The organism is Streptomyces sp. NPDC102278, from assembly GCF_044766345.1.
Classification (GTDB): Bacteria; Actinomycetota; Actinomycetes; order Streptomycetales; family Streptomycetaceae; genus Streptomyces.
Genome location: NZ_JBIWLV010000001.1, coordinates 190355 through 216957 on the forward strand (window position 1 = coordinate 190355; position 26603 = coordinate 216957).

19 protein-coding genes are annotated in these 26603 nt (G+C 71.8%); 7 read left to right on the forward strand and 12 right to left on the reverse strand.

The features are described 5' to 3' along the window. The first annotated feature begins 57 nt into the window (after window positions 1-57). Window positions 58-2085 (forward strand): phosphocholine-specific phospholipase C, encoded by a 2028-nt coding sequence (locus tag ACIRO3_RS00860; RefSeq protein WP_404131357.1) that lies wholly within the window; start codon window positions 58-60, stop codon window positions 2083-2085. A gap of 31 nt (window positions 2086-2116) precedes the next feature. Here ACIRO3_RS00860 and ACIRO3_RS00865 read toward each other — a convergent pair whose 3' ends face one another. Together ACIRO3_RS00865 and ACIRO3_RS00870 are read right to left on the reverse strand one after the other, a co-directional pair. Continuing rightward, window positions 2117-2671, reverse strand: a complete 555-nt coding sequence (locus tag ACIRO3_RS00865) for a GNAT family N-acetyltransferase (RefSeq protein WP_404131359.1) — start codon at window positions 2669-2671, stop codon at window positions 2117-2119. After that, window positions 2668-3399 carry a tyrosine-protein phosphatase gene (locus ACIRO3_RS00870; RefSeq protein WP_404131361.1) on the reverse strand — a complete coding sequence of 244 codons (732 nt, stop codon included), beginning with the start codon at window positions 3397-3399 and terminating at the stop codon, window positions 2668-2670. The genes ACIRO3_RS00865 and ACIRO3_RS00870 overlap by 4 nt, the downstream gene beginning before the upstream one ends. 81 nt (window positions 3400-3480) lie before the next feature. On the opposite strand from ACIRO3_RS00870, the gene ACIRO3_RS00875 reads away from it, so the two are divergent. Further along, window positions 3481-4182: a nitroreductase family protein gene (locus ACIRO3_RS00875; RefSeq protein WP_361771396.1), complete on the forward strand. Its 702-nt coding sequence runs from the start codon at window positions 3481-3483 to the stop codon at window positions 4180-4182. A gap of 82 nt (window positions 4183-4264) precedes the next feature. Here ACIRO3_RS00875 and pruA read toward each other — a convergent pair whose 3' ends face one another. Then, entirely contained in the window at window positions 4265-5896 is a 1632-nt protein-coding gene (gene pruA, locus ACIRO3_RS00880) for an L-glutamate gamma-semialdehyde dehydrogenase (protein ID WP_361771395.1), read from the reverse strand. A 44-nt stretch (window positions 5897-5940) separates the two neighbouring features. After that, on the reverse strand, window positions 5941-6867 hold the full coding sequence (locus tag ACIRO3_RS00885) for a proline dehydrogenase family protein (protein ID WP_366147783.1): 927 nt from the start codon (window positions 6865-6867) through the stop codon (window positions 5941-5943). Between the two features lie 198 nt (window positions 6868-7065). Between ACIRO3_RS00885 and ACIRO3_RS00890 the strand changes: the two genes are divergently transcribed. Next, window positions 7066-8496, forward strand: coding sequence for a PucR family transcriptional regulator (locus ACIRO3_RS00890; protein WP_404131363.1), 1431 nt, complete (start codon window positions 7066-7068; stop codon window positions 8494-8496). Between the two features lie 26 nt (window positions 8497-8522). Here the strand turns inward: ACIRO3_RS00890 and ACIRO3_RS00895 are convergent, their stop codons facing one another. Next, the gene (locus ACIRO3_RS00895; RefSeq protein WP_361771392.1) at window positions 8523-9179 is read right to left on the reverse strand and encodes a TetR/AcrR family transcriptional regulator; all 657 of its coding nucleotides are present in this window, start codon (window positions 9177-9179) and stop codon (window positions 8523-8525) included. 89 nt (window positions 9180-9268) lie between these two features. Here ACIRO3_RS00895 and ACIRO3_RS00900 point away from each other — a divergent pair, with 89 nt between their 5' ends. Further along, complete coding sequence (locus ACIRO3_RS00900; RefSeq protein WP_404131365.1) at window positions 9269-10831, forward strand: MFS transporter; 1563 nt, start codon at window positions 9269-9271, stop codon at window positions 10829-10831. 72 nt (window positions 10832-10903) lie between these two features. Here the strand turns inward: ACIRO3_RS00900 and serA are convergent, their stop codons facing one another. From serA to ACIRO3_RS00930, 6 genes are all read right to left on the reverse strand, one after another. Continuing rightward, window positions 10904-12493: a phosphoglycerate dehydrogenase gene (gene serA / locus ACIRO3_RS00905; RefSeq protein ID WP_361771390.1), complete on the reverse strand. Its 1590-nt coding sequence runs from the start codon at window positions 12491-12493 to the stop codon at window positions 10904-10906. Between the two features lie 291 nt (window positions 12494-12784). After that, complete coding sequence (ilvC, locus tag ACIRO3_RS00910) at window positions 12785-13786, reverse strand: ketol-acid reductoisomerase (protein ID WP_361771389.1); 1002 nt, start codon at window positions 13784-13786, stop codon at window positions 12785-12787. A 148-nt stretch (window positions 13787-13934) separates the two neighbouring features. After that, a complete protein-coding gene (gene ilvN, locus ACIRO3_RS00915) occupies window positions 13935-14459 on the reverse strand; it encodes an acetolactate synthase small subunit (RefSeq protein WP_053677671.1) in 525 nt (174 codons plus the stop codon). 32 nt (window positions 14460-14491) lie between these two features. Beyond that, the gene (locus tag ACIRO3_RS00920) at window positions 14492-16378 is read right to left on the reverse strand and encodes an acetolactate synthase large subunit (protein ID WP_361771388.1); all 1887 of its coding nucleotides are present in this window, start codon (window positions 16376-16378) and stop codon (window positions 14492-14494) included. A 228-nt stretch (window positions 16379-16606) separates the two neighbouring features. After that, on the reverse strand, window positions 16607-19498 hold the full coding sequence (locus ACIRO3_RS00925) for a putative bifunctional diguanylate cyclase/phosphodiesterase (RefSeq protein ID WP_404131368.1): 2892 nt from the start codon (window positions 19496-19498) through the stop codon (window positions 16607-16609). Window positions 19499-19771: 273 nt separating this feature from the next. After that, window positions 19772-20719, reverse strand: coding sequence for a 2-hydroxyacid dehydrogenase (locus tag ACIRO3_RS00930; RefSeq protein WP_404131370.1), 948 nt, complete (start codon window positions 20717-20719; stop codon window positions 19772-19774). 73 nt (window positions 20720-20792) lie between these two features. Here ACIRO3_RS00930 and ACIRO3_RS00935 point away from each other — a divergent pair, with 73 nt between their 5' ends. The 3 genes from ACIRO3_RS00935 (at window position 20793) to ACIRO3_RS00945 (ending at window position 23553) form a co-directional block, all read left to right on the forward strand. Then, window positions 20793-21800 carry an aldo/keto reductase gene (locus tag ACIRO3_RS00935; protein WP_404131372.1) on the forward strand — a complete coding sequence of 336 codons (1008 nt, stop codon included), beginning with the start codon at window positions 20793-20795 and terminating at the stop codon, window positions 21798-21800. A gap of 154 nt (window positions 21801-21954) precedes the next feature. After that, window positions 21955-23298 (forward strand): PQQ-dependent sugar dehydrogenase, encoded by a 1344-nt coding sequence (locus ACIRO3_RS00940; protein ID WP_404131374.1) that lies wholly within the window; start codon window positions 21955-21957, stop codon window positions 23296-23298. A 51-nt stretch (window positions 23299-23349) separates the two neighbouring features. Further along, entirely contained in the window at window positions 23350-23553 is a 204-nt protein-coding gene (locus tag ACIRO3_RS00945; protein ID WP_361771548.1) for a DUF6191 domain-containing protein, read from the forward strand. On the opposite strand, the gene ACIRO3_RS00950 is transcribed toward ACIRO3_RS00945, so the two are convergent. Beyond that, window positions 23483-26554, reverse strand: coding sequence for an AAA family ATPase (locus ACIRO3_RS00950; protein WP_404132284.1), 3072 nt, complete (start codon window positions 26552-26554; stop codon window positions 23483-23485). The two genes, ACIRO3_RS00945 and ACIRO3_RS00950, sit on opposite strands and share 71 nt — an antisense overlap. Between the last annotated feature and the right edge of the window lie 49 nt (window positions 26555-26603).

Sequence of the window (26603 nt, forward strand, 5' to 3'; positions counted from 1 at the left end):
CGGCCACCCTTGCGCTCATTGTGCCGCCGGGGCACGCGAGTTGGAGGCGAGCAGTCAGTGACACCGATCAGTCGCAGGGGCTTCGTGGGAATCGGCGCCGGGCTGGTGGCGGGCGCCGGCCTGCCCGCGGTCACCGCGACCTCGGCGGCCGCGGCCGCCGCCACCGGCACGATCACCGACGTGAAGCACGTGGTGATCCTCATGCAGGAGAACCGCAGCTTCGACCACTACTTCGGTCGGCTGAAGGGCGTCCGCGGCTTCGGCGACCGCGCCGCGGGCAACCTCCCCGGCGGCTGGGGCACGTTCAACCAGCCGAACTGGGGCGGGCGCCAGTACCCGTGGAAACTCAGCGCCACCCCGCCGGCGGGCGGGGTGGACGGCGAGACCCTCGCGCAGTGCACCGGGGACCTCCCGCACAGCTGGACCTCGCAGCACGCGGCCTGGAACAAGGGCCGCATGGACAACTTCGTGGCCGGTGTCGGCAACACCCGCACCCTCGGCCACCTGGACCGGGGTGACATCCCCTTCCACTACGGGCTCGCCGACCACTACACGATCTGCGACGCCTACTTCTGCTCCGCCCTCAGCGCGACCGGCCCCAACCGCACCTTCCTGTGGAGCGGCAAGATCGACGCGACCAGCAAGGACGGCGGCGACGAGTCCGGGTTGACCTGGGAGACGTACGCGGAGGCGCTCCAGCGGGCCGGGATGAGCTGGAAGGTCTACCAGAACGCCCAGGACAACTACGGGGACAACGGCCTGGCCTACTTCAGGAAGTTCACCGACGCGGCCCCCGGCAACCCGCTGTGGGACCGCGGCATGGGCTCCGTCCCCAAGGTCACCGGTTCCACCCCGGACGACATCGCGGCCGCGATCCGCGCCGACGTCGTCGCCGGGACCCTCCCGCAGGTGTCCTGGGTGGTGGCGAGCGAGGCCTTCTCCGAGCACCCGTACGCGCCGCCCGGTGACGGCGCGCACTTCGTGGACCTGGTCTACCGCGCCCTCGCCGCGAACCCGGAGGTCTTCGACTCCACCGTCCTCTTCCTCGACTACGACGAGAACGACGGCTTCTTCGACCACGTGCCGCCGCCCGTCGCGCCGCCCGGCACGCCCGGCGAGTACCTCGACGGACTCCCGATCGGGCTGGGTTTCCGCGTCCCGATGATCGTGATGTCCCCGTGGACCCGGGGTGGCTGGGTCAGCTCCGAAGTGTTCGACCACACGTCGGTGCTGCGGTTCATGGAGACCTGGACGACGGCCCTCGGCACCCCCGCGACCTGTCCGAACATCAGCGCCTGGCGCCGCAGGGTGGTGGGCGACCTGACCGGCGTCTTCGACTTCGCGCACCCCGTCCACGGCGTTCCCGCCGGTCTCCCCTCGACCGCGAAGGTCATCGGCCAGGCCACCTGTGCCCCGCTGCCCAACCCGGCCCCGCAGGACAACGCGCTCCCGGCGCAGGAGCCCGGCACCCGACCGGCGCGGATCCTGCCCTACCAGGTGAACGGCAATCTGGACCGCTTCGAGTTCGGGGCCGCCGGGAAGATCCTGGCCTGGTTCTCGATGGCCAACCAGGGCGCGCAGGCCAAGCGGCCCGCGCACTTCTCGATCCACCCGCACCAGCACCGTGACACGACGCCCTGGCAGTACACGGTGGACGCGGGCACCACGGCGACGGACTACTTCAGCGTCGGCCTCGGCAGTGGCTCCGGCAAGTACGACATCTCGATGCACGGGCCGAACCGTTTCCTTCGCCGCTTCATCGGCGACGCGTCCAAGGCGGGCAGGGCGATCGAGGTCGCGGCGCGCTTCGCGGTGGAACCGGGCACGGGCAAGACCGCCCTGTACTTCAAGATGACCAACACCTCCGCGACGGCGGTCACCTTCACGATCCGTTCCGACGCCTACCGCACGGACGGCCCCTGGACGTACAAGGTCCCGGCGAACTCCTCGCGCGAGGACTTCTTCAACGCGGTCGCCTACAACGCCGGTTGGTACGACTTCACGATCCTGGCCGACTCCGACGGCACCTGGTCGCGCCGCTACACGGGCCACATCGAGTACGGGGCGCCGAGCGTCTCGGGCTGAGCCGCCGGCAGGGACCTCGACGACAGGACGGCTAGAGCACGTCCCCGTTGCGCCAGTCGAAGTCGAGCCGCCCGGTGGGGTCCAACAGGGCCCCGCCGGGCGGTGCCCAGAGGTACGTGGAGCCCTCCTCCTCGGCGAGGCGCTCCGGCCCGGCCGGGCCGAGCACCCCGATCCGGCCGCCCCACACCCGCCAGCCGCGCCCCGCGTACAGGGCGGCTCCGTCCTCGGAGGCGGACAGGGCGCCCAGTTCGTAGGCCCGTCCGATCACACCCTCCAGTTCGGCCACGACCCGCCCGGCGAGACCACGTCGGCGCCGGTCGGAGCGTACGGCCACCGCCTCGACGTACCCGGTCCGCAGGGCCCGGCCGGCGTGCACGACCCGGCGTTGCACGACGCTGCCGTGCGCGAGCAGCACACCGTCCTCCCGCAGCAGCGCGTGCATCCCGCCGAGCGCGTGCTCGAAGTCCTCGTCGGCGAAGTCCCCCTCGAAGGCGTCGTCCAGCAGCGCGCGGATCCCGCCGAGTTCCACCGTGCCCAGTTCGCAGGTGTGCCGCAGGAGGATGGCGCCGCTCGCGTTCGCTGTCACCCGGGGACGGTACCAACGCCCCGCAGCCGGCCGGCGAGCCCGTCCACGGTGTCCGCGTCGAGCCCGGCGTCGAGCAGGTGGGTCCGGGCGTCCAACCCCTCCGCGGTCCGCCGGGCCAGTGCGTGGACGGTGGTGCCGAGCCCGGCGACGTACGTCTCGATCTCCGCGCCGTCGTACGGTCGGCCCTGCGCGGCGTACCTGTCCCGTACCCGCGACTCGCTCAGCCCGTGATCGGTGGCGATCTCCCGGGGGCTCGCCCCGGCGAGCCGGAGCAGGACGAGGGCGATGATCCCGGTCCGGTCGCGGCCCAGACCGCAGTGGAAGGCGACCCCGCCGGGCGGGGCGTCGGCGATCGCGCGGGCCACGGCGGCGACGCGGTCGGGGAAACGCTCCAGGAAAGGCTGGAAATACGCAGGAGTGGCGAAGCCCGGGGTCCCCCACCACTCGTCCCAGAAGTCCCGGTGCTCCAGCCCGTCCAGGGGTGTCCGCACGGTGGTCAGGACGTCCGGTCGGGGCGCGCGGTCCACCTCCACCTCCTCGTCATCGCGCAGGTCGACGACGGTCCGCACGCCGTGGGCGACCAGGGTGGTCCAGCCCCGTCCGGTGAGCCGGTCGAGCTGGTCCGCGCGGACGGCCGCCCCCGGCACCACCTCTCCCAGGCCACCCAGGTCACGCGCGTTGAAGCACCCGTCCCACTCCAGAAATCGACCGACCCGTGCCATGTTCATAGCCCCCCTGTCAGTACACATCGGACAGATGCTCATGACGCGGCCCTGGCGGCGAGCGGTTCCGCGCGTGAAGATCTGCCCATGTCGCCTGAGACCCAGCAGTGGACCCCCACCCATGGCCGGCCCTACCGGCCCGTCCCGTACCGACCCGCGCGCATGCCGGGCCCGGAATCCCTGGCGCGCGCGGCCGAGTTGAGGGCGCGGATGGACGAGCGGCGCACCGTCCGCCACTTCTCCCCCGACCCGGTGCCCGAGCAGGTCGTCCTGGACGCCGTGGCCTGCGCCGCGACCGCCCCGTCGGGGGCGCACCAGCAGCCCTGGACGTTCGTCCTGGTCAAGGATCCCGAGATCCGTCAGCAGATCCGCGCCGCCGCCGAGCAGGAGGAACAGATCTCCTACGACGGCCGGCTCGGCGACGAATGGCTCGCCGCGCTGCGCCCCATCGGTACCGACGCGGTCAAGACCCACCTGACCGACGCTCCGGCCCTGATCGTGGTCTTCCAGCAGCGGTACTGGCTGGGACCCGACGGCACGAAGCGCAAGCACTACTACGTGGACGAGTCGGTCGGCATCGCCGTCGGCATGCTCCTGTCCGCCCTCCACCTGAGCGGGCTCGCCGCACTGATCCACACGCCGAGCCCGATGCGCTTCCTGGGCCACGTCCTGAACCGTCCGGAGAACGAGAAGGCCTTCGCGGTCATCCCCGTCGGCTACCCGGCCGACGACTGCGAGGTTCCCGATCTGCTGCGCAAGTCCCTGGACCAGGTCATCGTCGAGGTCTGAGAGCCGCCCCGGAACCTGGACCGCCCCCGCTCCGGACTTGGGGGTACCGGAGCGGGGGCGGGGTTCGCGCAGGCCGGGGAGGTCAGCCCATGTGGGGGTACGCGTAGTCGGTCGGCGGGACCAGGGTCTCCTTGATGGAGCGGGTCGAGGTCCAGCGCAGCAGGTTGGAGGCCGCGCCCGCCTTGTCGTTCGTGCCGGACGCGCGGCCGCCGCCGAAGGGCTGCTGGCCGACGACGGCGCCGGTCGACTTGTCGTTGATGTAGAAGTTGCCCGCCGCGAAGCGGAGCTTCTCCATCGCGTCGGCCGCCGCGTAGCGGTCCTGGGCGATGACGGCGCCGGTCAGCGCGTACGCGGACACCGACTCCATCTGCTCCAGCATCGCGTCGAAGTCCGCGTCCTCGTAGACGTGCACGGCGAGGATCGGGCCGAAGTACTCGGTCGTGAAGACCTCGTTCTCCGGGTCGGTGCAGGCGATGACGGTCGGGCGGACGAAGTAGCCCTCCGAGTCGTCGTAGCGGCCGCCGGCGATGATCGTGCAGGTCGGGTCGGCCTTGGCACGGTCGATCGCGGCCTTGTTCTTGGCGAACGAGCGCTCGTCGATGACGGCGCCGATGAAGTTCGTCAGGTCGCGGACGTCACCCATGGTGATGCCGTCGACCTCGGCCGCGAAGGCCTCCTTGAAGCCGTCGTTCCAGATCGACGCCGGGATGTAGGCGCGCGAGGAGGCCGAGCACTTCTGGCCCTGGAACTCGAAGGAGCCGCGGGTCAGCGCGGTCTTCAGGATGTCGCGGTCCGCGGACGGGTGGGCGACGACGAAGTCCTTGCCGCCGGTCTCGCCGACCAGGCGCGGGTAGGACTTGTACTTCTCGATGTTGTTGCCGACGGTCTTCCACAGGTGCTGGAAGGTCTTGGTCGAGCCGGTGAAGTGGATGCCGGCCAGCTCGGGGTGGTTCAGGGCCACCTCGGAGACGGCGATGCCGTCGCCGGTCACCAGGTTGATGACGCCCTTGGGCAGACCGGCCGCCTCCAGGACCTCCATCAGCAGGACCGCGGAGTGGGTCTGCGTCGGGGACGGCTTCCACACGACCACGTTGCCCATGAGGGCCGGGGCGGTCGGCAGGTTGCCGGCGATGGCCGTGAAGTTGAACGGCGTGATCGCGTAGACGAAGCCCTCCAGCGGGCGGTGGTCGCTGCGGTTCCACACGCCGGCGCTGTTCGCGGCCGGCTGCTCGGCCAGGATCTGGCGGGCGAAGTGGACGTTGAAGCGCCAGAAGTCGACGAGCTCGCAGGGGGTGTCGATCTCCGCCTGCTGGGCGGTCTTCGACTGGCCCAGCATGGTCGAGGCGGCCAGCTTCTCGCGCCACGGGCCGGCCAGCAGCTCGGCGGCGCGCAGGATGATCGCGGCGCGGTCGTCGAAGTCCATCGCGCGCCAGGCCGGGGCGGCGGCCAGGGCGGCGTCGACGGCGGCCTGGGCGTCGGCCTCGGTGGCGTTGGCGTAGGTGCCGATGACCGACTTGTGGTCGTGCGGCTGGACGACGTCGAAGCGCTCGCCGCCACCCATCCGCTTGACGCCGTCGATCGTCATGGGGAGGTCGATCGGGTTCTCGGACAGCTGCTTGAGCTGGATTTCGAGACGTGCGCGCTCCGCGCTGCCGGGGGCGTACGAGTGGACCGGCTCGTTGACCGGCGCGGGGACCTGGGTCACAGCATCCATGGGTCTGGCAACTCCTTGAGCTAGTTCTGAACCTGGTTCTGGACCTAGTTCTTGGTGATCATCGAGCGGAGGAAGAAGAGCAGGTTGGCCGGCTTCTCCGCGAGGCGGCGCATGAAGTAGCCGTACCAGTCGGTCCCGTACGCGGTGTAGACGCGCATCCGGTGCCCCTCGGCGGCCAGCCGCAGGTGCTCGTCGCTGCGGATCCCGTACAGCATCTGGAACTCGTACTCGTCGGGCTTGCGCCCGGCCTTGCGGGCCAGCTCCTGGGCGATGGCGATCAGGCGCGGGTCGTGGGACCCGATCATCGGGTACCCCTCGCCCTCCATCAGGATGCGCATGATGCGGACGTACGCCTTGTCGATCTCGGCCTTGTCCTGGTAGGCGACCTCGGCGGGCTCCTTGTAGGCGCCCTTCACGATCCGGACGCGGCTGCCGGCCTCGGCGAGCCGGTGGGCGTCGGCCTCGGTGCGGAAGAGGTAGGCCTGGATCACGCAGCCGGTCTGCGGGAAGTCCCGGCGCAGTTCCTCGTGGATGGCGAACATCGAGTCGAGGGTGGTGTGGTCCTCGGCGTCCAGGGTGACGGTGGTGCCGATCGCCGCGGCGGCCTCGACGACCGGGCGCACGTTGGCGAGGGCCAGCTCGTGGCCGCCTTCGAGGGCCTGGCCGAACATCGAGAGCTTGACGGACATCTCGACGGTCTCGCCCAGGCCCAGGTCGGCCAGGCGCTCGATCAGTTCGAGGTAGGCGTCGCGCGCGGCGTGGGACTGCTCCACGGCGGTGATGTCCTCGCCGACCACGTCGAGGGTGACTTCCAGACCCTTGCGCGTGAGGTCCTCCACGATCGGGATGACCTGGCCGACCGTCTCACCGGGGATGAACCGGTTCACCACGGGCTTGGTCACCGGGGCGGCGGAGACGATGCGGCGCAGCTTGTCGCTGCGGGAAGCGGCGAGGATCGCGGGACCCAGCACGGGGCACCTCCAACGGGTGGCAGAAGCAGATTCACGATCTCGCGCCGGCGTGGCGTGGACGTAGGAGAAACGCAAGTAAAACCACCGTGAAACCTAAGGATCTCCACGATCCTCTGCCATCGACAGCTGTCACGCATCCGTTGTCGACAACTCATACATCTGTCTGAAGGAACGTTCCGCGGGTGGGAGAATGGCCGGGTGAAGGGCGATTACCAGGACCTGGTGGACGAGATCTCGGCGCTGCTCGGCGCCCCGGCGACGCTGGAGAACCGCGACTTCCGCCTCATCGCCTTCGGGGCGCACGACGGCGACGACGACGCGGCCATGGACCCGGTCCGCACCCGCTCGATCCTGACCCGGCAGTCCACGGCCGCGGTCCGGTCCTGGTTCGAGGGCTTCGGCATCGCCCGCGCCACCGGTCCGGTACGCATCCCGGCCGCGCCCGACGCCGGGGTCGTCCGGGGCCGGCTCTGCCTGCCCGTGCGCTACCGGGGGATCGTCCAGGGGTACGTGTGGCTCCTCGACCCGGAGTCCGGACCCGACGCGGGACCCGGCCCGCAGGCGCTCACCGCCGCCATGGAGGTCGCCGACCGGATGGGGGTGCTGCTCGCCGAGGAGGCCAAGGCCGGGGCGGACCTGTCGAGGGAGTTCCGCGCGGCGCTCACGGCCGACCGCGGCTGGCAGCGGGACATGGCCCTGTCGGCGCTGCGCACGGCCCTGGGGCCGGACGGCGACGGGCTCCACGCGGTGGTGTGCGTGACCCCGTGGGCCGGGGAGGCCCCGGGTTCGGTGCCGGGGGCGGCCGCGGTGTGCGTGGTGCCGTGGCCCTGGCCGGGCGGCGGAGACGGCACGGGCCCGGGCCCGGCCGACCGGGGCGCGCCGGACCGCGCCGCGGCGGTTCGGGGCGCGGCCGGTCGGGCCGCCTCGGGGCGGGGCGCCTCCGCGTCGGTTCCGGGTGCGGCGGGGCGGGATGCGGCGGGCCGGCGGGGCACGTCCGGCCGAACCGCCGATCACCCGGGTGGCCGCGCCGAGGCCCGGCCGGGTGGGCGTCCCGTCGCCGGTACCGGCGGGCCGGACGGGGTCGACGGGGACCCGGGTCCCGGCCAGGCGGCCCTGGCGGTGCTGGTCAGGCTCCGCTCGGCGGACTCCGTCACCCCGGTGGAGGCGCTGGCCGCCCGCCTGCTCCCCCGCCCGGAGACCCCGGCGGGGCCCCGCGCCGCGACCGCCGGCGTGGCCGAGCCCCGGCGGGGGCTGGCCTCGCTCGGCGACGCGTGGGCCGAGGCCGCGGCGGCGGCCAGGGCGGCGGCGGCGCAGCCCCGGCTCGGGCAGGTGGCGCGGTGGTCGGCCATCGGCCCGTACCGGCTGCTGGCCTCGTTGACGGCGGGCCGGGCACAGGACCCCTCCACTCGGGTCCTGTTGGGCGCGGCGCACCGGGAACTGGCCCGTACCGCCGAGGTGTTCCTGGACTGCGCCGGGCAGGCGGGCCGGGCGGCGGCGGCCCTGGGGATCCACCGCCAAACCCTGTACTACCGGCTGGGCCGGGTGGAGCAACTGACGGGCCTCGACCTGGACGAGGGCGAGGACCGGCTGTTGCTGCACATGTCCCTCAAGGCCGCCCGCCTGGACTGATCCGCGCGCGGGGCGAGGGGCACGACTCAGGCGGTGGGCTCCACGGCCGAGGCGTCGACCGCGCCCTCCGCCGGCGCCCCGTCGGCCGCGTCCCCGGGCGCTCCCGCACCCGCCGTCTTCGCCATGAGTTCCGCCGCCCGCCGCATCCCCTCGGTCAACTCGGCCGGGGTACCGGCGCTTTCGGCGTCGAAGAGCCACTGGATCATGAACCCGTTGAGCAGCGCCTGGTAGAAGGTGCCGAGCGTGCGCACGTCCTCGTCCTCCAACCGGTCCTCCGGCACGCCGGTGAACATGGAGACCATCCCCCGGCGCCCCTCGTCCTGCGAGGCCGCGAGCAGCCGGCGCAGCTCCGGGAGGCCGTCCCGGGTCAGCGCGACCTCCAGGCTCGCCGCCCAGATGGGACCCGATTCCTCGTGTCCGGCGTGCACGCCCTCCCACACCGACCGGAAGCGCTCCAGCGAGCCGCCCTCCCCCGCGAGGCCGGCCGTGAACGTGTCGCCCCAGTCGGAGATCAGCTCGATGAACGCCTGGGTGAGCAGGGCGTCCTTCGAGCCGTAGTGATAGCCGATGGAGGCGAGGTTGGCGCCCGAGGCCTTGACGATGTCGCGCGCGGTCGTGCGCACGAACCCCTTCTCGACCAGGCATTCCTTGGCGCCCTGGAGCAGATCTTCGCGATGTCCCATGCCGACACGGTAGCAAGACAAGCGTCCTATACAGAAGTTCCATACGCTCGTACTAGACAGACGTTTATGACGCTTGTACATTCCTGTTCATGACGAACCCCGCTGTCCCGGCGCACCTCGCCGGCCGCCGCGAATGGACCGCCTTCACCGTCCTGTTGCTGCCCCTGCTCCTGGTCTCGATGGACGTCTCCGTCCTCTACTTCGCCATCCCCGCCATCACGCGGGAGCTGGACCCGAGCGCCACCCAGCAGCTCTGGATCTTCGACAGTTACGCCTTCGCCCTCTCCGGGCTGCTGATCACGATGGGTTCCCTCGGCGACCGCGTCGGGCGCCGCAAACTGCTGCTGATCGGCGCGAGCGCCTTCGGCCTCGCCTCCGTCGGCGCCGGGTACGCGACCAGCGCCGAGATGCTGATCGCCTGCCGGGTGCTGCTCGGCGTCGGCGGCGCGACGCTGATGCCGTCCACCCTGGCCCTCGTACGGAACCTCTTCCAGGACGCCAGGCAGCGCGCCCAGGCCATCGCCATCTGGTCCGGCGCCATGACCGGCGGCATCGCACTCGGCTCCGTGATGAGCGGCGTGATGCTGAACCACTTCCACTGGGGTTCCGTCTTCCTGGTCAACGTCCCCGCGATGCTGCTCCTGCTGGTCCTGGTCCCGGTGCTCGTACCGGAGTTCAAGGACCCCGCCCCGGGCCGCTTCGACCTGCCGAGCGTCCCGCTGTCGATGGCCGCCGTGCTGCCGCTGGTGTACGGCCTCAAGGAGATCGCCGCCGAGGGCCTCGCACCGCTCCACACCGCCTGCGTCGCCGTCGGCCTGGCCTTCGGGTACGTGTTCGTGCGCCGCCAACGGGGCCGCGAAGACGCCATGGTCGGCCGGGCCCTCTTCCGCCACCGGGGCTTCGGCGCCGGCATCGGCCTCCAGAGCGTCTCCGCCTTCGCCATGATGGGTTCCGCCTACTTCACCACCCAGTACCTCCAATCGGTGCTCGGCATGGGCACCTTGGAGGCCGCCCTGTGGAGCCTCGCCCCGTCGGTCGCCATCGGCGCCGCCGCCCCCGTGGCCGCGGTCCTCGCCCGCACGGTGGACCGGTCCCTCGTCATCGCGGGCGGCTTCGCCCTCGGCGCCGCCGGGTTCGCCCTGATCGGCCGGGTCGGTACCGAATCCCTGTGGCTGCTCCTGGTCGGCGCCGGGGTTCTGGCCAGCGGGATCGTCGTCGTGATGTCCCTGGTCTCCGACATCGCGCTGGGCGCCGCCCCCGCCGAGAAGGCCGGCTCGGCCGCCTCCCTGCTGGAGACGGGCGCCGAGTTCGGCGGCGCCCTGGGCATGGCCGTCCTCGGCAGCCTCGGCACCGCGGTCTACCGCTCCGACCTGGCGGGCGCCGAGCCCGCCGTCCGGGAGACCCTGGGCGGCGCGGTCGCCACCGCCGGTTCGCTCGGCGGCGAGGCCGGGCAGCGGGTACTGGGCCTGGCCCGGGAGGCGTTCGTCCACGGCATGCAGTACGCGGCCTGGGGCGGCACGGCCCTGCTGCTCGCGGCGGCGGCCCTCACACCGGTCCTGCTGCGCGGCGTCGGCCCCACCGCCCCGCCCGAGGCGGTACCGGAACCGGAATCGAGCGGGTTCCTCGCGGCCCCCGCCGCCCCCGCGCGCTGAACCACCGCACGGCACGGAACGCGAAAAGGGCCCGGGGGTCTCCCCCGGGCCCTCCCCGTGCGTACCGAAGGATCAGCCGAGGCTGACCGTGCGCGCCGAGACGGCGCCGATCTCGGCGGCGATGTCCGCGAGGACGTTCACCGGGACCTCGGCGTCGACGGTGAGGACGCCGAGCGCCTCGCCGCCCTCCTCGGCGCGGGCGACCTGCATGCCCGCGATGTTCAGACCGGCCTCGCCCAGGATGCGGCCGACGGTGCCGACAACACCCGGGCGGTCGGCGTAGCGCAGGACGAGCATCTGCTCGGCGAGCGCCAGGTCCAGGTCGTACTCGCCGATGCCGACGATCTTCTGAAGGTGCTTCGGGCCCGCGAGCGTGCCGGAGACCGACACCTCCTGACCGTCCGAGAGGGTGCCGCGGACGGTGACCACGTTGCGGTGGTCCGGGGACTCCGAGCTGGTGGTCAGCCGGACCTCGACACCGCGTTCCTGCGCGAACAGCGGGGCGTTGACGTAGGAGACCGTCTCGTCGACGACGTCCTCGAAGACACCCTTGAGCGCGGAGAGCTCCAGCACCTTGACGTCGTGCTGGGTGATCTCGCCGCAGACCTCGACGTCGAGGCGGACCGCGACCTCGCCCGCGAGGGCGGTGAAGATGCGGCCGAGCTTCTCGGCGAGCGGCAGGCCCGGACGCACGTCCTCGGCGATGACGCCGCCCTGGACGTTGACCGCGTCGGGCACCAGTTCGCCGGCGAGCGCGAGGCGCACCGACTTGGCGACCGAGACCCCGGCCTTCTCCTGGGCCTCGTCCGTGGACGCGCCCAGGTGCGGGGTGCAGACGACCTGGTCGAGCTCGAAGAGCGGGGAGTCCGTGCAGGGCTCCTTGGCGTACACGTCGAGGCCGGCGCCGGCGACGCGGCCCTCCTTGATGGCCGTGTACAGCGCGGCCTCGTCCACGATCCCGCCGCGGGCGGCGTTGACGATGCGGACGGACGGCTTCACCTTGTGCAGCGCCTCGTCCCCGATGAGACCGAGGGTCTCGGGGGTCTTCGGCAGGTGCACGGTGATGAAGTCCGCGACCTCCAGCAGCTCGTCCAGCGTGAGCATCTTGACGCCCATCTGGGCGGCGCGCGCGGGCTGTACGTAGGGGTCGTACGCGACGACCTTCATGCCGAAGGCCGACATGCGCTGGGCCACCAGGACGCCGATGCGGCCGAGGCCCACGACGCCCAGGGTCTTCTCGCTGAGCTCGACACCCGTGTACTTGTTCCGCTTCCACTCGCCGTTCTTCAGGGCGGTGTTGGCCTGCGGGATGTTGCGGGCCGTGGCGACGAGCAGGCCACAGGCCAGCTCGGCGGCGGTGACGATGTTGGAGGTCGGCGCGTTGACGACCATCACGCCGGCCTTGGTGGCGGCGGAGACGTCGACGTTGTCGAGGCCGACACCGGCGCGCGCGACGACCTTCAGCTTCTTGGCGGCCGCGATGGCCTCCGCGTCGACCTTGGTGGCGGAGCGGACGAGGATCGCGTCGACGTCGACGATCGCGGGGAGCAGCTCCGCGCGGTCGGCTCCGTTGACGTGCCGGATCTCGAAGTCCGGACCGAGCGCGTCCACCGTGGCGGGCGACAGCTCTTCGGCGATGAGTACGACAGGTTTCGAGCTCACGTGGGTCATCCTCACAAGTCCAGTGCGGACGGCCGTCCCGACGGCCGCAGGCGGTGGAGGGGGTAGCCGCGTGGAAGACGCACGACACTGTGGGCCTGACGCGTTGTGTTGAGCAGTGTAGTGGCGTATTCGCGGCGGGTTTCCGCCTGTACGGAAGGATCACCCTTCCGTGATTGGCCGGGGTGGCCAATCCGCGCGGTCGGAGGCCGCCGTCACGGCGGACCGGACGGCCTCCGGGGGCGCGTGCGCGGCGGGGCCGGGACTCGTCGTCCCGGCCCCGCCGCGTCGAGATCAGCTCTCGTCGTTGTCGACCCAGCTCATCAGCTTGCGCAGCTTCTTGCCGGTGGTCTCCAGCAGGTGGGCCTCGTCGGCCTTCTTGTACTCGTTGTACTTCGGCAGACCGGCCTTGTACTCGGCCATCCAGGTGTTGGCGAACTCGCCGCTCTGGATCTCCGCGAGGACCTGCTTCATCTCGGCCTTGGTGGCGTCGGTGATGATGCGGGGACCGGTGATGTAGTCGCCCCACTCAGCGGTCTCGGAGACCGACCAGCGCATCTTCTCCAGGCCGCCCTCGTACATGAGGTCGACGATGAGCTTCAGCTCGTGCAGGCACTCGAAGTACGCGATCTCCGGCTGGTAACCGGCTTCGGTCAGGGTCTCGAAACCGGCCTTGACCAGCGCGGAGGCGCCACCGCAGAGGACGGCCTGCTCACCGAACAGGTCGGTCTCGGTCTCCTCGGTGAAGGTGGTCTTGATGACACCCGCGCGGGTGCCGCCGATGCCGGCCGCGTAGGAGAGCGCGAGGGCGAAGGCGTTGCCGCTGTGGTCCTGCTCGACAGCGGCGATGCAGGGCACGCCGCGGCCTTCCTCGTACTGACGGCGAACCAGGTGGCCCGGGCCCTTCGGGGCGACCAGGGCGACGTCCACGTTGGCCGGGGGCTTGATGAAGCCGTAGCGGACGTTGAAGCCGTGACCGAAGAAGAGCGCGTCGCCGTCCTGGAGGTGGTCCTTGATGGACTCCTCGTAGATCTCGGCCTGGAGCGGGTCCGGGGTCAGGATCATGATGACGTTGGCCCACTCGGCGGCCTCGGACACCGAGACGACCTTCAGGCCCTGCTCCTCGGCCTTGGCCTTGGACTTGGAGCCCTCCTTCAGGCCGACGACGACGTCGACGCCGGAGTCACGCAGCGACAGCGCGTGGGCGTGGCCCTGGCTGCCGTAGCCGATGACCGCGACCTTGCGGCCCGCGATGATGGACAGGTCGGCGTCGTTCTCGTAGAACAGCTCGGCCACTGGGATATCTCCTTGGTGCGCGTGTGTTGCTCCCACCGTACGGCGGGGAACGGAATGTGAGTTTCTCGGTCTCGCCATGCGGGCGCCCCGCCGACGCGCGGCGGGCCGCCCACGGGGCGAGCGGTCGAACGACCGGTGGAGCGGTCGCTCAGGCGCTGCGATCGAGCGCGCGCAGGCTGCGGTCCGTGATGGACCGGCCGCCACGCCCTATGGCGATCGTGCCGGACTGCACGAGTTCCTTGATGCCGAAGGGCTCCAGCATCTTCAGCATCGCGCCGAGCTTGTCGGTGCCGCCGGTGGCCTCGATGGTGACGGCCTCCGGGGAGACGTCGACCGTCTTGGCGCGGAACAGCTGGACGATCTCGACGATCTGCGAGCGGGTCTCGTTGTCGGCGCGGACCTTCACCAGAACGAGTTCACGCTCGATGGCGTTGTGCTGTTCCAGCTCGACGATCTTGAGCACGTTGACCAGCTTGTTGAGCTGCTTGGTCACCTGCTCCAGCGGGAGGTCCTCGACGTTCACGACGATGGTGATGCGCGAGATGTCGGGGTGCTCGGTGACACCGACCGCGAGGGAGTCGATGTTGAAGCCGCGGCGGGAGAACAGGGCGGCGATCCGGGCGAGGATGCCGGGCGTGTTCTCGACCAGGACGGAGAGCGTGTGCTTGGACATGTGAGTCGTTCTCTCTCTCAGGCTCTCTCGGCTCAGTCGTCTTCGTTGTCGCCGAAGTCGGGACGGACGCCCCGGGCTGCCATGACCTCGTCGTTGGAGGTGCCGGCGGCGACCATCGGCCACACCATGGCGTCCTCGTGGACGATGAAGTCGACGACCACCGGGCGGTCGTTGATCGCGTTGGCCTCGGCGATGACCCGGTCCAGGTCGGCGGGGTCCTCGCAGCGCAGTGCGACGCAGCCCATGGCCTCGGACAGCTTCACGAAGTCCGGGACGCGGGTGCCCTTGCGGGGGGCGACGGACTCGCCGAGCTGGGAGCCCACGGTGGCGTGGCCGGTCTCGTCGGCGTGCAGGACCGTGTTGGAGTACCGCTGGTTGTAGAACAGGGTCTGCCACTGGCGGACCATGCCCAGCGCGCCGTTGTTGATGATCGCGACCTTGATCGGGATGTTGTTCAGCGCGCAGGTGACCAGTTCCTGATTGGTCATCTGGAAGCAGCCGTCGCCGTCGATCGCCCAGACCGTGCGGTCCGGCATGCCCACCTTGGCGCCCATCGCGGCCGGGACCGCGTAGCCCATGGTTCCGGCGCCGCCGGAGTTCAGCCAGGTGCGGGGCTCCTCGTAGTTCACGAAGTGCGAGGCCCACATCTGGTGTTGGCCGACGCCGGCCGCGTAGATGGTGTGCTCGGGGGCGAGCGCGCCGATCCGCTGGATGACCTGCTGCGGCGAGAGGCTGCCGTCCGCGGGCAGGTCGTAGCCCAGCGGGTACGTCTCGCGCCAGCGGCTGAGGTCCTTCCACCAGGCGGTGTAGTCGCCCGCGTTGCCCTCGGTGTGCTCGGCCTGGACCGCCTGGATCAGGTCGGCGATGACCTCGCGGGCGTCGCCGACGATCGGGACGTCGACCTCGCGGTTCTTGCCGATCTCGGCCGGGTCGATGTCCGCGTGGATGATCTTGGCGAACGGGGCGAAGCTGTCCAGCTTGCCGGTGACGCGGTCGTCGAAGCGGGTGCCGAGCGCGATCAGCAGGTCCGACTTCTGCAGCGAGGTGACGCCGGTGACCGAACCGTGCATGCCGGGCATGCCGACGTGCAGCGGGTGGCTGTCGGGGAAGGAGCCGAGCGCCATCAGGGTGGTACAGACGGGGACGCCGGTCAGTTCCGCGAGGACCTTCAGTTCGGCGGTGGCGCCGGACTTCATGACTCCGCCGCCGACGTACAGGACCGGGCGCTTGGCCGCGCAGATGAGCTTGGCGGCCTCCCGGATCTGCTTCGCGTGCGGCTTGGTGACGGGCCGGTAGCCCGGCAGGTCGTGGGTCGGCGGCCACGAGAAGGTGGTCTTCGACTGGAGGGCGTCCTTGGCGATGTCGACCAGGACCGGGCCGGGACGGCCGGTGGAGGCGATGTGGAACGCCTCCGCGATCGTCCGCGGGATGTCCTCGGCCCGCGTGACCAGGAAGTTGTGCTTCGTGATCGGCATGGTGATGCCGACGATGTCCGCCTCCTGGAAGGCGTCGGTGCCGATCGCCTTGGAGGAGACCTGGCCGGTGATCGCGACGAGCGGGACGGAGTCCATGTGCGCGTCGGCGATCGGGGTGACGAGGTTGGTGGCTCCCGGGCCCGAGGTGGCCATGCAGACGCCCACCTTGCCGGTGGCCTGCGCGTAGCCGGTCGCGGCGTGGCCGGCGCCCTGCTCGTGGCGGACCAGGATGTGACGGACCCTCTTGCTGTCCATCATCGGGTCGTAGGCGGGAAGGATGGCGCCGCCCGGGATCCCGAACACGGTGTCGCACCCCACCTCTTCGAGAGAGCGGATGAGGGACTGCGCACCCGTGACGTGCTCAACTGCGGCGGACTGGTGTCCACCCGTACGGGGCCGCGGCTGCGGATGGTGGGCCCCGGTGGCCTGCTCGGTCATCGGCATTCTCTTCTCGAAGCTGAGGGTTTTACGAGGAGCGGGGATCCTTCGGAGCAAGGTCCGAAGGCGTGTGCCAGTGCAACAAAAAACCCCTCGTGCCGGGAGGCAAGCGAGGGGAGCGCGTCGGGCGTGTGGAGCGGGGACATGCAGGTCCCAGCCTCAGCCGACGCGCTTTCCAAGTACGAGAATTCGGGTGCGCATGGCACTGACCCTCCCTCCGGCGGGAGGTGGATGTCAAGCGGGTGGGACGGGCGTCTCATTATGTGAGCCTCTACGGATGACCATCGAGCCACTGGACGAGCCTCCGGCCAAGGCCGGCTGGGCCAAACCGCCCGGTACTGGGAACGTACCGCGCACGAGCGCGCGTCGCAGCCTGTATTCGTCGAGTGGTCCGGAGAAGGCCATTCCCTGACCATGGGTGCACCCCATGGCCCGCAGGGCCGACACCTGCTCGGGCAGGTCCACCCCGTCGGCCACGGACTGCATCCCCAGGTCGTTTGCGATCCGCAACAAACCGGCGGTGATCTTGTGCAGGCGGGCCGATTCGACCAGGCCCTCGACCAGCCCCCGGTCCAGCTTCAGCATGTCCACGGGGAGGCGGCGGAGGGCGCTGATGGCCGCGTAACCGCTGCCGAAGCCGTCGAGGGCGATCAGGACGCCCAGCCTCCGCAGGGCCGTCAGGCGCCGCTCCAGCTCGTCGAAGGGCACTCTGGGGTCGCTGTCCGCCAACTCGATCACCAGCGCCCCGGAGGCCAGCCCGTGCCGGCTGAGCAGTGCGTCCAGGGAGGCAAGCGGCACGGAACGGTCCAGCAGCCGCTGGGCGGTCATCCGGACGGCCACCGGTACGTGGTGGCCGGCCCGCTGCCGCTCGGCGGCCTGCTCCACGGCCTCCTCCAGCAGCCAGCGCCCCAGCTCGGCGGTGCGCGAGGCGTCCGGCGCGGGGCTGGGGGCCGCGTGGTGGGCGGCGCCCTCGCTGTACTCGGCCACCCGCAGGAACTCGGCCGGCGTGAAGAGGATCCCCTGGGCGGAGCGCCAACGCGCCTGCGCGGCGACGGCCGTGACCTCCCCGGTCGCGAGCGAGACCACGGGCTGGTGCAGCAGGGCGAACTCGCCCTCGTGGAGCGCGGTGCGCAGCCGCCCCGCTAGCTCGGCCTTGCGCACGACCTCGGCCTGCATCTGCGGCGCGTACAGCTCGACGCGGTCCTTGCCGCCCGCCTTGGCCCGGTACATCGCGAGATCCGCGTTGCGCATCAGGTCCGAAGGGGTGATGCCGGGGTCCGCGAAGGCCACGCCGATGCTCGCGGCGACCCTGACCTCGCTGCCCCCGATCCGGTACGGCTGGGAGAGGGTGGTGCGCAGCCGGTCGGCGATCTCGTGCACCTGGTACTCGCGGGCGCCGCGGTCGCGGCTGCCGTCGCCGAGGATCAGCGCGGCGAACTCGTCTCCGCCGAGGCGGGCGGCGGTGTCCCCGGCCCGGACCGAGTCCTGGAGCCTGCGGGCGGCCTCGACGAGCAGCTCGTCGCCGGCCTGGTGGCCGATGGTGTCGTTGACCGCCTTGAAACCGTCGAGGTCGATGAAGAGCACGGCGGTGCTGTGGTCACCGGCCCGGCGGCCGGAAAGCGCCTGGCGGACCCTGCGGGTGAACAGGGCCCGGTTGGGCAGGTCGGTGAGCGGGTCGTGCTCGGCGCTGTGCTGGAGCTGGGCCTGGAGCCGGACGCGCTCGGTGACGTCGCGGCTGTTGAGGATGAGCCCGCCCTGGTGCCGGTTGACGGTGGACTCGACATTGAGCCAGTCGCCGTCGCCCGACTCGAACCGGCACTCGATGCGGGTGGTGGGCTCCTCCGAGGGTGACGCCGCCAGGAATCGCCGTACCTCGTGGACCACGCGGCCGAGGTCTTCGGGATGGATCAGGGTGGCGAGCTCGGTGCCGACCAGCTGCTCCGCCTCGCGGCCGTAGACCCCGGCGGCGGCGGGGCTGACGTAGCGCAGGGTTCCGGTGGGCGCGGCGATCATGATGACGTCGCTGGAGCCCTGGACCAGGGAACGGAAGTGGTTCTCCTTCTGGGCCAGTTCCTGTGTCAGCGCGATGTTGTCGACGAGCATGATGCCCTGCCGGATGACGAGGGCGAGGACGACCGTGCACCCGGTGAAGACGACCATCCGGTCGACCTTCCGACCGTCCACGACGTTGTACAGGATGCCGAGGGTGCAGACGGCGGCCGCGAGGTACGGCGTCAGCGCGGGCAGCGAGCCCGAGATGGGACGGCTGTGCGGGCGCTCCGCGCGCGGGGGCCGCAGGGCCTGCTCGGCGGACTCGGCCCGGCGGGCCCCCCAGGGGGCGTACGCGAGCAGCAGCGAGCCCGCGAACCAGCCGGCGTCGAGGATCTCGCCGGAGCGGTAGGTGGTGTTCAGCAGGGGGGAGGTGAAGAGGGCGTCGCTCAGGACGGTCAGGGCGAGGGCCGCGATGGCCGTGTTCACCGCGGAGCGGTTGTTCGCCGAGCGGCGGAAGTGCAGGACCAGCACCATCGACACGAGCGCGATGTCGAGCAGCGGGTACGCGAGGGACAGCGCGGCACGCGGGACGCTGCCGGGGGCACCCGACTGGACGGTGCGGGCGGCGTTGGCGAGGGCCAGGCTCCACGAGAGCGTCAGCAGCGATCCGCCGATGAGCCAGGAGTCGAGGCCGAGGCAGACCCAGCCGGCCCGGGTGACGGGGCGCTTGGCGAGGACCAGCAGGCCCACAATGGCGGGCGGCGCGAAGCAGAGGAAGGCGAAGTCGGCGAGGGAGGGCTCCGGGACCTCCTGGCCGAGAATGACCTCGTACCAGCCCCAGACGGCGTTCCCGAGGGCTCCCATCAGGGAGGAGAACGCGAACATCAGCCAGGCGGGACGTTCGCGCCGGTCGATGGTGCGCGCGTAGTGGAAGCAGGAGACCGCGGCGAGCAGTCCCGCCGTGCTGAGCCCGAAGTCGCCCATGATCTTGGCGACTTCGTCCGATCCCCATCCGAGGGCGGCTCCCACGGCGTAACCACCGCTGACCACCGCGAGGAGGAGCTGCGCCGCCAGGCCCTTGCCGCCGCCGGCCGTCGGGGGCCGGGTCAGGAGCGCCGCCCCCGGGGGACTCACCGGTTCCCCTCGCCTGCCAGCTTCGGCGCACCCCATCGTCGCCTCCGGCGGCTCTGCCGCGTCGGATCCTTCGTCCATTGGCCGTGCATCGCCCGTCGCCCCCCAAAGTGTCCGATCACTCCCCAGCGCCAGACGTTCGTGGCGCAGCCCCTTCTTCGGGACGATACACCACTTTCGTCACTCAGCGACATAGCTCCTCTACTCTCCGTCACCACGTGGGGAGCTGTCGACACCACGCGCACTCGGGTGATTGCGGAGCGTACTCGCGGTAGGTCACCCGGTGGTCAGCACCGTGTTCTCCAGGGGCTCCCCGGCGGCGAACCGGGAGAGTTGACGGGCCAGGAGGCGCTTCGCCCGGGGCTCGAACGCCGAACTGCTGCCGCCCACATGGGGCGTGATCAGGACGTTGGGGGCGTGCCAGAGCGGGTGGCCCTCGGGCAGCGGTTCCGGCTCGGTCACGTCGAGCGCCGCCCGCAACCGGCCGGACTCCAGTTCCACGAGCAGGGCCGGGGTGTCGACGACCGGGCCGCGCGCCACGTTCACGAGCAGGGCGCCGTCCTTCATCCGGCTGAGGAAATCGGCGTCGACCAGGCCGCGGGTGGTCTCGGTCAGCGGGGTGGAGAGGATCACCACGTCGGCGTCCGGAAGGAGTCGGGGCAGGTCGGCGAGGGCGTGCACCGGCCCGTGCGCGGTGGTGCGCGCGGAGCGCGCGACCCGTGTGACGCGCGCGCACTCGAAGGGGATCAACCGGTCCTCGATGGCCGCGCCGACCGATCCGTGGCCGACGATCAGGACCGTCTTGTCGGCGAGGGCCGGGTAGAACCCGGAGCGCCACTCCTCGCGGTCCTGACCGCGGACCATGCCGGGGATGCCCCGGAGCGAGGCGAGGATCAGGGTGAGGGTGAGTTCGGCGGTACTGGCCTCGTGGACGCCGCGGGCGTTGCACAGGCGCACGCCGGGTCGCAGTCCGTCGAGCCCTCCGAGCACGTGGTCGATGCCCGCGGTGAGGGTCTGCACGACCTGGAGGTCGGGCATCGCCGGCAGCGGTCGCAGCGTGACCGCCGGGGACTTCATGTACGGGGTGACGTAGAAGACGCAGTCCGCCGGGTCGGCGGGGAACGCGTCCTCGCCGTCCCACCGGCGGTACCGGAAGGAGTCGGGAAGGCCTGCGATCTCTTCGGCGACGAAGGGGAGCCAGACGTCCGGGGTCGTTGCAGTCATGATCACGAGGCTATGCCAAGGGATCGCGATCAAGCCGTTAGTTTGAGGGCCGGACCGGGAGGGGGACGCACAGGTGGAGCGCAGGTCGATCGGGTCGGGGCCGCTGCGGGTGGGCGCCATCGGGCTCGGCTGCATGCCGATGAGCTGGGCGTACGCGCCCTCTCACCGCCGGGGCGAGGAGTCGATGCGGACCCTGCACACGGCGCTCGACCTCGGCGCGAACCTGTTGGACACCGCCGATGTGTACGGGCCCTTCACCAACGAGCTGGTCCTGGGCCGGGTGCTGCGCGAACGGCGGGCCGAGGCCTTCGTGTCGGCCAAGGTCGGCCTGCGGGCCGGCGAGCAGCACGTGGTGGCGGACGGTCGCCCCGGATACGTGCGGCGGGCCTGTGACGCCTCGCTGCGGCGGCTGCGGACCGACGTCATAGACCTGTACCAGCTGCACCGGGTGGACCCGGACGTTCCGGTGGAGGAGACCTGGGGCGCCATGGCGGAGCTGGTGGCCGCGGGGAAGGTGCGGGCGCTCGGCTTCTGCGCGCTGGGCGCGGGCGCCGGGCCGGACGCGGGGCGGCGCGGTGACCGGGCGTACCGGTCGACGGTGGGGCTGTTGGAGCGGGCCCAGCAGGTGTTCCCGGTGAGCGCGGTGCAGGCCGAACTGTCGGTGTGGTCGCCGGAGGCGGCGTGGCAGCTGTTGCCGTGGTGCGCGGCGCGCGGGGTGGGGGTGCTGGCGGCGATGCCGCTGGGCAGCGGGTTCCTGACCGGGACGCTGCGGCCGGGTGCCGGGTTCGAGTCGGCGGACGTGCGGGCCCGACATCCGAGGTTCACGGCGCACGCGATGGCCTCGAACCAGGTGCTGGTGGCGGCGCTGCGCCGGGTGGCCCGCCGGCACGGGCCGGAGGTCACCGCGGCGCAGGTGGCGCTGGCGTGGGTGTTGGCGCAGGGACCGCAGGTGGTGCCGGTTCCGGGGGCCGATCGGGCGCACTGGGTGGCGGAGAACGCGCGCGCGGCGGAGGTCAGGCTCACGGCCGGGGACCTGACCGAGATGGCGGAGCTGCCGGCGGCGGTGGGAGCCTGGGACTGACTGACCCCGGGCGGAGGCGGCGGTGGCGCCGCTCGCGGTCGGCGCCACCGGCACATCCACTCGATCGAGTGTACGAGTGGTGGAACTTCGGGCGGTGTCGCCGGGGTTGAGTCGGTGGGAAGGCAGGATCGGAGCACCGGAAAGGGACAGCGCGATGCGATACGAACCGCGGTACGGGCAGGACGGCGGGCGGAGCGAGGGGCACGCGGGGGCGCGGACGGCGATCGGTTCGCCGCGGCGCGACGGCGTCCGGCGGGACGGGCGGCGGGACGACCGGTGGGACGGGCGCCCGGCGCCCCTGGTCGCGTACGACGTCTCGCGCGGCCGGCCCCGGTCGGTCTTGGCGGCGCTGGCCCTGGCCGGGTGTGGTGCGCTGCTGGCGGCGGGCTGCTCGCCGCCGGGCGGGGAGGCCGCCGGGCAGGGCGGTTCCCCACCGGGTGCGGCGTCACCGGGAGGGGGTTCGCCGGGTCCTTCCGGCTCGTCCTCCCCGACCGGTCCGCCCACCAAGGGCGCGGTGACGGTGACCGGCGAGGTCGCCAAGGGGCTGGAGTCCCCGTGGGGCGTGGCGGCGCTGCCGGGCGGGGACCTGCTGGTGGCCTCGCGGGACAAGGGGACCATCAGCCGCGTGCGGGCCGGCACGGGCGCGGTGACGCCGATCGGCGAGGTGCCCGGGGTGGCCCCGGGCGGCGAGGGCGGGTTGCTGGGTCTCGCCCTCTCTCCCGCCTTCGCCTCGGACCAGCTGGTCTACGTCTACTTCACGACCGAGTCGGACAACAGGATCGCCCGGTTGCGCTATGACGACCAGCGGTCCGCCGGGCAGCAGTTGGGGGCGCCCGACACGGTGTTCCGAGGCATTCCGAAGGGCCTCGTCCACAACGGCGGTCGGATCGCGTTCGGCCCGGACAAGATGCTGTACGTCGGAACCGGGGAGACCGGGGACACCGGGCTCGCGCAGGACAAGAAGTCCCTCGGCGGCAAGATCCTGCGGATGACCCCGGACGGGGAACCGGTGCACGGCAACCCGGAGGCGGACTCGGTCGTCTATTCGTACGGCCACCGCAACGTGCAGGGCCTCGCCTGGGACAAGGACAAACGGCTCTGGGCCGCCGAGTTCGGCCAGAACACGTGGGACGAGCTGAATCTGATCGAGCCCGGCGGGAACTACGGCTGGCCGGAGGCCGAGGGGAAGGCCGGCAGACCCGGCTTCCGCGACCCGGTGGCCGTGTGGAAGACGGACGACGCGTCGCCGAGCGGCATCGCCTGGGCGCAGGGCTCGATCTGGATGGCGGGGCTGAAGGGCGAGCGGTTGTGGCGGATCCCGCTCGCCGGCGCGACCCCGGTGGCCGAGCCGGAGGCCTTCCTCCAGGGCCGCTACGGCAGGCTGCGGACCGTGGTGCCCCTGGGTGGGGACACGTTGTTGCTGGTCACGAGCGAGACGGACCGCCGCGGGTCGCCGGAAGCCGGCGACGACAGGATCCTGACACTGACGGTGCGATGACCGACGAGGCCCCGGTCGGGGGCGAAAGGCGTGGTGGACACCGTGTTCAACATGATCGAGGAGCTCTTCGCCCCGGGACGCAAGCACACGAGCGAAGAGAAGAAGCGGCTGGAGCTGTCCCGGACCGACGTCAATGACGGCGACCCGGGACGGGGCCCGATAGATCTCGAATCCGGCACGGTGCTCATACGCCCTGCCGAGCGACCTCCGGCCCAGCCTCGGTCCCGAGCCCCGCAGCGGGGCCGAACAGCCTGAGCCGGTGGGCGAGGGCGGCGGCCTCGCCGCGGCCGGCCACGCCCAGCTTGGCCAGGATGTTCGAGACGTGCACGCTGGCCGTCTTCGGGGAGATGAAGAGCTCCTCCGCGATCCGACGGTTGGTACTGCCCGCCGCGACCAGGCGCAGCACGTCCCGCTCGCGGCTGGTCAGCCCCAGGGCCTCGACCGGATCCACCTCGGGTGTCGGCGGCGTCCCGTGCGGGTCGGCGGCGGCGAGTGGGACCCGGGCACGCCGCGCCAGCAGGGCCAGGTCCTCGCACAGCCGGCGGGAGCCGAGGCGCTCGGCGGTGGCGTGGGCCTCACGGAGCAGGTCGCAGGCCGTCTCCCGGTCGCAGCCGGCCACGAGCAGCGCCTCGCCGAGTCGGTGGACGGCCCGGGCGAGCAGGTACGGGCGGGCCAGGGGACGGATCATGGCCACGACGGCGGTCCAGTCCGCGGCGGTGTCCTCGCCTTCGGCTCGGAGCAGCTCGGCCCGGACGTACTCGGCGTGCGCGGCCCACACCGACGCCGGGGTGGCCAGGGTGCGGGCGGCGTCGCGCAACGCCTTCAGGGCGGCTTCCCTGCCGGACTCGGCGGTGGGGAGCCCCCGGGCGTCGGCCTCCGCGGTGGCGCCGGCCAGCAACAGCGGCCAGGCGTAACGGTGTTGCCCGAGGGCGAACCCGTGGGCGATGGCCGCGGTGACGTGGTTGCGGGCCTCGGCGATCCGGCCCTCGCCCGCGGCCACGCCGATCTCCAGCCGGTAGAGCGGCAGTCGGTGTTGGGGCTGGGCGACGTGGGTGCCGAAGTACCCGTGAGCCGTGGCGAGTTGAGCGGCGGCCTCGGAGAGTTCGCCGCGGGCCAGGGCCAGGTAGGAGAGGCGGGCCGCGGCGGAGGCGCGCGGGGCGGCGCTCTGTCCGACGCGGAGGGTCTCCCGGGCCTCCTCGGCGGCCTCGTCCCAGCGGCCGAGGCTGTACAGGCTTTCCGCCATGTTGCCCCGGACCCATGCCTCCGAGTCCAACAGCCTCGATTTTCCGACGAGTTCAGTGCCGCGCTTGGCCACTTCCACAGCTTCCGCGGAACGGCCCAGAGATTCCAACTGAGAGGTGAGGTTGATATGAGCACGACCGGCCAATGCGGTCAGCCCGAGTTCCGCGGCACGGTCCTTGACCGCGTGCAACTCGGCGAGGCCCGTCTCGCTGTCGCCGGAGTCGACGCACAGGGAGGCGACCGTGATCCGCGCGTTCAGCTCGATGTCCTCCGCGCCGACCATCCGCGCGTACTCCACGGCGCGTTCGGCGGCGGCGAGGTTGTCGGGGCCGGGATTGTGGAGCATGCCCCAGCCCGCGGCCCGGACCAGGACCTCGGCGTGCACCTGCGACGGGGGCAGCCCCCGGACGAGTTCCTGCGCCCTGGCTATCTCGGCCCAGCCGTCGCCGCGGGCGAGGCCGGCGATCAGCCGGGAGCGTTCGGTCCAGAACCAGGCGGCCCGCAGCGGGTCGTCTTCCTCCTCCAGCATGCGCAGCGCGGTCTTGGTCAGCTTGAGGGCGCGTTCGCGCTCACCGCCGTAGCGGGCCGCGACGCTGGCCTCGGCCAGCAGGTCGAGCCGCTGCAGCCCGGTGTTCTCCGGATCGCATCCGCAGGGCGGGTACACGTCGGTGTAGTCCGCCGGGCGGAGCCCTTCGCGCGTCTCGGCCGGGACGCTCTCCCAGAGGTCGATGGCCCGCTCCAGCAGGCTCAGCTGCTCGGAGTAGGCGTGCCGGCGGCGGGCGGTCACGGAGGCGGCGAGGACGGCGGGCAGCGCCTTGACCGCGTCGTTGGCGTAATACCAGTAGCTGGCCAGCCTGATGACCCGCTCGCCGGCGCGGACCAGCGTCTCGTCGGCCTCCATGGCCTCGGCGAACCGCCGGTTGACGCGGGCGCGCTCGCCGGGCAACAGGTCGTCACTGACGGCCTCGCGGACCAGGGAGTGGCGGAAGCGGTAGCCGTCCCCGTCGGAGGTGGGGAGGAGGATGTTGGCGCCCACCGCGGCCCGCAGTGCCTCGATCAGCTCGTCCTCGCCGAGCCCCGTGACGGCGCGCAGCAGCGGGTACTCGACGGTGGAACCGCCCTCGGCGACGATCCGGACCACGCGCTGCGCCGACTCCGGGAGGACCTCGACGCGGACGAGCAGCAGATCGCGCAGGGATTCGGTGAGCCCGGTGCGGCAGCCGTTCTCCCGGGAGGCGACGAGTTCCTCGACGAAGAAGGCGTTGCCGTCGGAGCGGTCGAACACCGAGTCCACGAAGGCCTCGTCGGGCCGCGAGGCGAGGATGCCGGCGAGCTGTCGGCGTACTTCCGCCCGGTTGAAGCGGGGCAGTTCGATGCGCTGGACGGTGCGGAGCCGGTCCAGTTCGGCGAGGAGCGGGCGCAGCGGGTGGCGTCGGTGGATGTCGTCGGCGCGATAGGTGGCGACGACGACGAGACGACCGTTGCCGAGGGTGCGGAAGAGGTACGCGAGGAGGTGCCTGGTGGAGGTGTCCGCCCAGTGCAGGTCTTCCAGGACGAGCACGATGGTGCGCTCGGCGGCGAGCCGTTCGAGCATGCGGGCCGTCAGTTCGAAGAGGCGCGCGGTGCTCTCCTCGTCGTGCGGGCCCCGGGGGGTGTCGCCGAGTTCGGGGAGGATCCGGGCGAGTTCGTCCTCCTGGCCGGCGGCCGCGGCGGCCAGTTCCTCGGGGAGGCGACGGAGCAGGCTGCGCAGCGCCGTCGAGAACGGGGCGAAGGGAAGCCCCTCCGCCCCGATCTCCACACAGCCACCGACGGCCACCACCGCGCCGCGGCGGGCGGCCTCGCTCAGGAATTCCTCCGTGAGGCGGGTCTTGCCGACGCCGGCCTCGCCCCCGATGACCAGGGCCTGCGGCTCCTGACTCCCGGCACGTGTCAGGGAATCGACGAGTATGGCCAGTTCGTCGGCTCGGCCGACGAACACCGGGCTCACGGATCTGGTCTCCACGCCGCCGAGCATCGCACAGGGCGGCTGCCCGGCGTCACCGAGTATCGCCGCGCTCCTCATC